The 1,444-nt window shown below is 71.1% G+C and carries 3 protein-coding genes; all 3 read left to right on the top strand.

Annotated features, from left to right (window positions below; genetic code table 11):
* The first annotated feature begins 156 nt into the window (after window positions 1-156).
* The gene (nadD, locus tag HUW36_RS32810) at window positions 157-753 is read left to right on the top strand and encodes a nicotinate-nucleotide adenylyltransferase (protein ID WP_174531581.1); all 597 of its coding nucleotides are present in this window, start codon (window positions 157-159) and stop codon (window positions 751-753) included.
* Window positions 754-863: 110 nt separating this feature from the next.
* On the top strand, window positions 864-1,268 hold the full coding sequence (gene rsfS, locus HUW36_RS32815; protein ID WP_091571960.1) for a ribosome silencing factor: 405 nt from the start codon (window positions 864-866) through the stop codon (window positions 1,266-1,268).
* Window positions 1,265-1,444 (top strand): histidine phosphatase family protein (locus HUW36_RS32820; RefSeq protein WP_174531580.1); only part of this gene is annotated, 180 nt, incomplete at its 3' end. The genes rsfS and HUW36_RS32820, both read left to right, overlap by 4 nt.

Consider the following 1,444-nt stretch of genomic DNA (forward strand, 5'->3'; position numbering starts at 1 on the left):
CTGCGCGACCTGCACGCCGAGGCCGCGCCGCAGGTCCTCGACGACCTCGCCGACACGCTGCGCACGCTCGGCGTGGAGACCTCACCGACCGCCCGCCCGGCACGGGCCCCGGTGACCCCGCCCATCGGTCCCCGTCGTGCGGCCTACGATCGCGGGGTGGAGGAAGACATCCGGCGGATCGGCATCATGGGCGGCACGTTCGACCCGATCCACCACGGTCACCTGGTGGCGGCGAGCGAGGTGGCCGACCGGTTCGGCCTGGACGAGGTGGTCTTCGTGCCCACCGGACAGCCGTGGCAGAAGGCGGACGAACCGGTCAGCCCGGCCGAGGACCGCTACCTGATGACGGTGATCGCCACCGCCTCCAACCCCCGCTTCCAGGTGAGCCGGGTCGACATCGACCGCGGCGGCCCCACCTACACCGTCGACACGCTGCGGGACCTGCACGCCGAGTACGGCCCGAAGGCGCAGCTGTTCTTCATCACCGGCGCGGACGCCCTGGAGCGGATCCTCTCCTGGAAGGACCTCGACGACGTCCTCGAACTGGCCCACTTCATCGGTGTGACCCGGCCGGGCTTCGAACTCTCCGACCAGCACCTCCCGGCGGACACGGTCAGCCTGGTGCAGGTGCCCGCGATGGCCATCTCCTCCACCGACTGCCGCGCCCGGGTGGGTCGGGGGGAGCCGGTCTGGTACCTGGTGCCCGACGGTGTGGTGCAGTACATCGCGAAACGGCGGCTCTATCAGCGGTAACTCCGCCCGTTATGCACCCGTGTGCCCCGGTAACCGACCAGAACTGCCAAGTCGCCACGTCGCCGGGTGTGAGAGGCTTGGAGGGTCGCACGGTTGATCGAAGGAGAACGGTGACAGTTTCCGAACGCGCGCACGAGCTGGCGATGGCCGCCGCCCAGGCCGCGGCCGACAAGAAGGCACAGGACATCGTCATCATCGACGTGGGCGACCAGCTCGCGATCACCGACGCGTTCCTGGTGGCCTCGGCGCCGAACGAGCGTCAGGTGCTCGCCATCGTCGACGCCGTCGAGGAGCGCCTGCTGGAGCTGCCGGAGAAGGCCAAGCCGATCCGCCGCGAGGGCGAGCGGGGTGGCCGCTGGGTGCTGCTCGACTACGTCGACATCGTGGTGCACGTGCAGCACACCGAGGAGCGCGAGTTCTACGCCCTCGACCGGCTCTGGAAGGACTGCCCGCAGATCCCGTTCGTGGATCGCGACCTGGCCGACTCGGCCGCCGGCACCGCCACCGCCGAATGACCCGCCTGATCATCTGGCGGCACGGCAACACCGACTGGAACGCCGAGAGCCGCGTCCAGGGCCAGACCGACGTGCCGCTCAACGACCTCGGTCGGGAGCAGGCCCGCGCCGCCGCGCCCGTGCTGGCCGCGCTGCGCCCGGACGCCGTCGTCGCCAGCGACCTGCGCCGGGCCGCG

It is taken from the genome of Micromonospora maritima, from assembly GCF_902825405.1.
Classification (GTDB): Bacteria; Actinomycetota; Actinomycetes; order Mycobacteriales; family Micromonosporaceae; genus Micromonospora; species Micromonospora maritima.